Genomic DNA, 6,864 nt, shown 5'->3' with positions numbered 1-6,864 from the left:
TACAATAATTGCAGATTTGATTCCGTCTTTTGCCATAGCTTTGAACAGGAAACCTCTGAATATCAGCTCTTCGATAATTTCATCTAGGTCGATGTGGTTTTCAAGAAGAGTAAGAAACTGAGGTTTGTCGGATTCAAAAATTTCCTGACAATCTTCAAAAATATCTGCCAAAGTGAGCTGCTTTTGTGTTATCATAATAGTGTCTCCTTTCGGGATGTGATTTATGGTTTTCAGCAACTCCATTATACCACAAACCGTGAGGAGATTTTTATTTTTAGCAACAAAAGAATCCCGTATTTATGCGGATTCTGGCGTTTCGCAAACGCCTATATAAATAATGATAAAAAGGATGATGTAATTATCATAACATATTATGTGTCTGGTGCAGGTCCAACTGGTATGGTTCCGCGTCCTGGTGTTACAATATATTTAGCTGGAGAAAATGAATTTTGTCTTGCAGAGGATATGATAGCAGATGCTGAAGAAAATATATCGCAAAAAGATATGAAAAATTTAAAGATGATGCTTTTGTGATGTATGGGCATGATATTATAATTTATATACAAATACTTTTCTATTAAAGTAAAGTTTGAAAAAATATGACTGTATCAAATCAAACAGGAGTTGAAAGAAGCAGACAAAAGAGAGGGAGAGATTTATTTTATGAAAAAGAACATTATAATGCTTTTATTTGTGGGTATTTTTTGTATGCAGATCACAGGCTGTGCTATGGCGGCTGATGACTTGATTTACGGAACGGAAACGGTGCTGCAGGGCAGTGACGGATACAGAGAATTTACGGGGGAAGATGTCCACAGCCCGTTGATTGTATTTCCGGACAAAGAAATAGAAAGTATTTCAGAGGAATTTTACTATGAGTTCAGAGATGAAATATTTTCCCCTGTCTGTCAGATTTATTTGAAAAAGGAATACAATACGGATGAATTTACAAAGGAAATGGAGAGACTGGCCGCAGAGCAGCTAAGCTATGCGGGACAGACGAACCAGCTGTATTTTGATAAAGATAATTTCTCCAGTGAAGCATATGTGGCTTTGGCGGATTGGTCAGACAGGTACGAGTACGCCATTATAATGGAGGATGCCAGCACTATCCTGTATGTTTATCTTGAAAACATGACAAGGGATGATCTGCATATGGACGAAACCTATTTGCCAGCCTATTTTCAGGATAATAACCAGTCAGAAAGTACAGAGGAAAGCATGGCGGCAGAGCACAGAAGCTTTTACGCATTTAAAATCGGCAGTCAATATGTGGACTGTATGGATTTGGTAAATACGGAATCTGTTTGAACGGTTATCGGATTCTGACGATCTGCATTGGAATTACATTGACCAGACAGGAGATATACAGATTGGATGGGCTCTTGAGTAGGAAAATATATGAAGGATACCTCCACGGTAAACAAATATTATGGTGTATTAGGAGTTTATCAATAGTCCTTGTTTCTTGCCCCCGTGTGGACCTGCGTGGTACAATGAACCGAAAGGCGGTTTTAGCTATGAAAGAAAAATCCGGCGCGCCAAAGGAAATACAGATCCGTGGCGCAAGAGTACATAATCTGAAAAATATTGATGTGAATGTGCCGTTAAATCAAATTGTAGGCATTGCCGGCGTGTCAGGCTCGGGGAAATCCTCCCTGGCCCTGGGCGTGCTGTATGCCGAGGGCTCAAGACGCTACCTGGAGGCTTTGTCCACCTACACCAGAAGGCGCATGACCCAGGCTGCAAAGGCGGATGCGGATCAGGTGCTGTACGTTCCGGCGGCGCTGGCCCTACACCAGCGGCCCGGGGTTCCCGGTATCCGCAGTACCTTTGGCACGGGAACGGAGCTTTTAAACAATCTCAGGCTGATGTTTTCCAGGCTGTCCAGCCATCGCTGCCCGAATGGCCATTATGTGGAGCCTACGCTGGCAGTGGCGGCGGAGCAGGAGCTGACCTGCCCGGAGTGCGGCGTGGCCTTTTTTGCCCCGGGGGCGGAGGAGCTGGCCTTTAACAGCCAGGGAGCCTGCCGTACCTGTGGGGGAACGGGCATTGTGCGCACTGTGGACAGGGATTCCCTTGTGCCGGACGAATCCCTTACCATTGACGAAGGCGCTGTGGCGCCGTGGAATTCGCTCATGTGGTCGTTGATGACCGACGTCTGCAGGGAGATGGGAGTGCGCACGGACGTGCCTTTCCGGGATTTGACGGATCAGGAAAAGGATATGGTCTATAACGGGCCTGCGGAAAAAAAGCATATTCTGTATCATTCCAAAAACAGCAATCAGGCCGGAGAGCTTGATTTTACTTATTACAATGCAGTTTATACCGTGGAAAACGCCCTGGCCAAGGTCAAGGATGAAAAGGGCATGAAGCGGGTGGAAAAGTTTTTGAAGGAGGATGTGTGCCCGGACTGCGGCGGCACACGCTTATCCCAGGCGGCAAGGGCCCCAAGGCTACGGGGAATCGGACTGGATGAGGCCTGTAAAATGTCCTTAAGCCAGCTGATAAAGTGGGTGGAGGAAGTGCCTGCTTCCCTTCCGGAAGAAATGCGCCCTATGGCGAAGAGCATTTGCCAGTCCTTTTTTGTGGTGGCCAGGCGGCTTATGGAGCTTGGCCTTGGCTATCTGACCCTTGACCGGGCTGCCTCCACCTTATCCACCGGAGAACGACAGCGGATGCAGCTGGCTCGGGCAGTGAGAAACCGCACTACAGGGGTGCTGTATGTGCTGGACGAGCCCTCCATTGGACTGCATCCCTCCAATCTTGTGGGTCTGACCCGGGTCATGCAGGACCTGGTGTCGGACGGAAACTCGGTGCTTCTGGTAGACCATGATACCCAGGTTTTAAGAGAGGCCGATTGGATCATAGAGCTGGGGCCAGGGGCCGGGGCGGAGGGAGGAGAGGTGGTGGCTTCGGGCGCCATAGCCGATATTGCGGATAATGAAAAATCCAAAATCGGTCCCTTTCTCTCTGGCGCGGCTCAGGTCCAGGTCAGACAGTGCGCAGCGGAGGATGAAATATTTGAACTGGGGAAAATTCATTTGTCCACCGGCGCCATTCACACGGTGCATCCGCTGGAGGTGGAGATTCCGAAGGGACGGCTCACTGTGGTGACGGGAGTGTCAGGTTCCGGAAAAACCACCCTGATTCTGGAAAGCCTGATTCCTGCGCTGGAGGCGGCCTGTCAGGGGAAAAAGCTCCCTGAGCATGTGCGTTTGATAGAGGCGGAGGGGATTGAGAGGGTCAAGCTCATTGACGCCGCTCCCATCGGCATAAACGTGCGCTCCACGGTGGCTACCTATGCCAATGTGCACGACGAGCTGCGGAAAATTTATGCAAAAACCCCGGATGCCAGGAATCTTGGTTTTAAGGCGGGAGATTTTTCCTATAATACGGGCAGACTGCGCTGTCCGGTGTGCGACGGAACCGGGGTGATCAGCCTGGACGTGCAGTTTCTGCCGGATGTGGAGATTCCCTGTCCGGACTGCCGGGGCTCCCGGTATGCAAGGGAGGCGGCCCGGATACGGTATCAAAAGAAATCGGGACAGGCGTACTCCCTTCCCGGGCTGATGGCTATGGATATCAACAGGGCTTTGGAGGCCTGCGGAGATTTAAAAATCGTCCGTCAGCGTCTGCAGGTGTTAAAAAGTCTGGGACTGGGGTATTTGACCTTGGGAGAGGCAACACCCAGTCTATCCGGCGGGGAAGCCCAGCGGCTGAAGCTGGCAAGCGAGATGGGAAGGGGACAGTGGGATACGGTGTTTGTATTTGACGAGCCCACCATCGGGCTTCATCCTTTGGATGTGCAGACGCTGCTTAAGGTATTCCAGACCCTGATAGAAAACGGCGCGACGGTGATTGTAATCGAGCATGATCTGGACGTGATCCGAAATGCGGACTATATGATTGATATGGGACCGGGAGGCGGAGAAGAGGGAGGGAGAATCATTGCGGTGGGAACTCCCTCCCGGATCGCCCAAAATCCCGACAGTATAACGGGAAGCTATTTGACCTTTCCCAGGAGAAGCTCATAAATTTCCTTTGTGCTCTCTGCGTCCGGCCCGTTTAAGACTACTGTTTCGCCGTTTACCTTAAGTACAACGCAGGCATCGCAGTCCACAAAGGAGTACCGGGTGTAATTTCCGTACAGCTCATTGTAAAAGGAGCCCAGTGACATTTTAAAATTGCCAAAACCATTGGTTCTTGTGCCGGACACACTGTGGGAGGGGTCCTGCTCAAAGTATGTGATTTCCTCGATCTCTTCATAGCTTATGGTGAGATCCTCCCAATTTCCTGTTTCAATGGTAAAGGAGGTGTCCCCGTATGCGATTTCCATATTTCCTGTAAACAGGACGTAGAAAAGATACAGGGCCACGGCGCACAGGATTCCTATGGTCAGCGCAGCGCTTTTGGGCTTTGTCCTTCCGTTTTTTTCCACTTTCCCTTCCTTTACCTGTCTTTTGTAATAGACATAGGAGTAAATACAGGGAATCAGCACGGCTGCCACAATGAGCAGGGGGAAGACAGCGGCAGAAAGGAAAAGGGAAAAAGAGTCGGACAGGCGAATGCTGGCAAAAAAGCCGCAGACCATCATGAAAAGGCCGCAGACCACCCAGACCTTTCCGCCCAGCCTGTGGGTGGCGTTCCAGTTTTCCTCGTTTTGCAGCGTCCATTTGATACGGATGCCCATGGTGCTGTTTTGCCGGAATTTGGGAAAATAATTGCCGCATACTACAAACAGCAGGCCGAATCCGAAACACATAAGAGTCATCAGCACATAAGAGGCGTCGGTCTCTGAAAGAGCCATATAGGTGCAGGCCGTACAAAACAAAGACATCATAGGACAGAGCCAGAAAACAAGCCCCAGGGCCTTTTTGCTTTGATTCCTGTTTTTCTTATCATGAAATACAAAAAACAAACAAAGCAGATGAGCGGCCAAAAAAGAGCCGGACAATATCAGCGCTTCCCTCCAAAACAGAATGCCTGCAAAGAGAGGAAGCAGCGTCACCAAGGACGACAGTATCAGTTTTCCTTTATAATTCTTAAGCATCTCCTTCATTGTCAGATTCTCCCTTCAGCTGTGTGACCCAGAGCATAATTTCCTCCAGCACGGAGGCGTTTAATTCATAATAAATATATTTTCCCTCCCTGGTATCCCGCACCAGATCGGCTTCCTTTAAAACGGACAAATGCCTGGAAATGGAGGCGGCGGTCACAGGGAAGCAGTCTGCGATTTCCCCGGCGGACATTCTGCCCTTTTTCAGTCTTTCTAAAATATCCCGCCGGATGGGGTCCGACAGCGCTTTTAAGGTTGTTTGCAGGCTCAATGATGGTATTCTCCTTATTTAACATTTAACCTAATTGTTAATTATAGGATAAATCAAGAGATGGAGCTTGTCAAGAAGGTTTTTGTTATTTTTATGTGGTAATTGCAGAGAAAGTCTTTATTCCGGTTTTTCCAGCTCCTCGGTCAGCTTTAAAATCTGAGGCGCTGCCTTTTCCCGTTCCTTTTTGGTGATACGGGTATACAGCGGATAGGCTATAGCGATAGCTGCAATCCCCACGATTCCAATAATGACTCCGGGAAGAAACCACTTTCCCATCCACACCATAGTGCAGCACATGCCCACTCCCAAAAGCAGGCAGCCAAGGATTCCCGTGGCAATAGAGATAATGGTGCCCCTTTTTGTGGTGCTCTTGTCAAGCCGGCGCAGCTGTTCCATTTTATCTATTTTTTGCTCCTGAGGCAGATATTTGCTTCTGATGCTTTGAATTTCCTCCTGCTGTTTTGCAGAATAGGTGTAATTGAAAATATCCTTCCTGTTTTCCATAACCAATCTTCCTTTCTAACAGGATGCATATGTCTGCCGACCTCCGGGGGAATGCCGCAGCCGGTGTCCGACACCTGTACAACGGCAAAATCTCCTTCGGTCTTTAGGGAAAGGGAGACTCTGCCGTGGGGCGCTGTAAATTTAACGGCATTGGAAAACAGGTTGTTCCAGACTAAAGACAGCAGCTGTGCGTCTGTGTTTACCAGTACATCCTCTTCCACATCCGTTTCGATCTCCAGTTCTTTTTCCTCCCAGGCACTTTCAAATGCAAGCAGGCATTCGCACAGCTGCTCACCCAGGTCATAGGTTTCTGCCTTGGGGTAAATCTGTTGATTCTCCAGCTTATTCAGCTTAAGAATATTGGTAATCAGGCTGGCAAGCCGCCTGGAGGCATCGGTGACGGCCTTGGCATATTCCATCCGTTTTTCTTCAGGCAGATCAGGCTGCTGAAGCATCGTGCCGTAGTTTTGAATCACTGCCAGAGGCGTTTTCAGCTCGTGAGATACATTGGCAATAAAGTCCGTCCGAAGGGTCTCTGTTCCAGAAAGCTCTTTAGCCATCTGATTGAAGTAATCGGCGATCACTTCAAACCCGCTCATAGAATACACGCCGTGAAAGGGAGGGATTCGTATGGAAAAGTCTCCCTTCATCAGCTGTTCTGCGGCAGTTACAATTTTTTTTACCGGACGGTCTATCATAAATTTACGCCTGATACCGTCTATCACCGTACAGAGCAGGCTCAATAAAATTACATTCAAAAAAGTGATCTTGGCGGCCTGCTCTATGAGGGTCTGTGTAAACTCCAGTCCTGTGGTTCTTGTCACCATATTGAGAAACTTCATCCATCAGCTGAGAACGGGTAAAGGTCTTTTTGGGATAGGGATTTCCTGATTCAGCTCCCGCACGGTTTTGGCAAATGCAAATCCATCTATGTCCGGCATCATACGGTCTTATTCAATTCCCGGTCATCCTCCACTACTAATATTTTAAACACAAAATTCACCTCCCGGTGTTTTTCTTATTTATGTAT

General features: G+C 48.3%; 7 protein-coding genes and 1 pseudogene. 3 read left to right on the top strand and 5 right to left on the bottom strand.

Annotated features, from left to right (window positions below; translation table 11 throughout):
• Positions 1-195, bottom strand: a pseudogene (locus SHK35_RS05145) (hypothetical protein); the annotation flags it as partial.
• 21 nt (positions 196-216) lie between these two features.
• Between SHK35_RS05145 and SHK35_RS05140 the strand changes: the two are divergent.
• The 3 genes from SHK35_RS05140 to SHK35_RS05130 all read left to right on the top strand — a co-directional run bounded on the left by SHK35_RS05140 (position 217) and on the right by SHK35_RS05130 (position 4,037).
• Entirely contained in the window at positions 217-534 is a 318-nt protein-coding gene (locus SHK35_RS05140; protein WP_318708917.1) for a hypothetical protein, read from the top strand.
• A gap of 129 nt (positions 535-663) precedes the next feature.
• Complete coding sequence (locus SHK35_RS05135) at positions 664-1,311, top strand: hypothetical protein (protein ID WP_318708916.1); 648 nt, start codon at positions 664-666, stop codon at positions 1,309-1,311.
• Positions 1,312-1,520: 209 nt separating this feature from the next.
• Positions 1,521-4,037 (top strand): excinuclease ABC subunit UvrA, encoded by a 2,517-nt coding sequence (locus SHK35_RS05130; RefSeq protein WP_318708914.1) that lies wholly within the window; start codon positions 1,521-1,523, stop codon positions 4,035-4,037.
• Here SHK35_RS05130 and SHK35_RS05125 read toward each other — a convergent pair.
• The 4 genes from SHK35_RS05125 to SHK35_RS05110 form a co-directional block, all read right to left on the bottom strand.
• On the bottom strand, positions 4,007-5,062 hold the full coding sequence (locus SHK35_RS05125) for an SdpI family protein (protein WP_318708913.1): 1,056 nt from the start codon (positions 5,060-5,062) through the stop codon (positions 4,007-4,009). The two genes, SHK35_RS05130 and SHK35_RS05125, sit on opposite strands and share 31 nt — an antisense overlap.
• Positions 5,046-5,330, bottom strand: a complete 285-nt coding sequence (locus tag SHK35_RS05120) for an autorepressor SdpR family transcription factor (protein WP_318704763.1) — start codon at positions 5,328-5,330, stop codon at positions 5,046-5,048. The genes SHK35_RS05125 and SHK35_RS05120 overlap by 17 nt, the downstream gene beginning before the upstream one ends.
• 117 nt (positions 5,331-5,447) lie before the next feature.
• A complete protein-coding gene (locus tag SHK35_RS05115; protein ID WP_318708912.1) occupies positions 5,448-5,726 on the bottom strand; it encodes a hypothetical protein in 279 nt (92 codons plus the stop codon).
• A gap of 5 nt (positions 5,727-5,731) precedes the next feature.
• Entirely contained in the window at positions 5,732-6,661 is a 930-nt protein-coding gene (locus SHK35_RS05110; RefSeq protein WP_318708911.1) for a HAMP domain-containing sensor histidine kinase, read from the bottom strand.
• Positions 6,662-6,864: the final 203 nt, after the last annotated feature.

This window comes from Candidatus Acetatifactor stercoripullorum (assembly GCF_944382095.1).
Classification (GTDB): domain Bacteria; phylum Bacillota; class Clostridia; order Lachnospirales; family Lachnospiraceae; genus Acetatifactor; species Acetatifactor stercoripullorum.
Note: the sequence above shows the minus strand (reverse complement) of the source record. Positions and strands in the feature narration are given on the sequence as shown.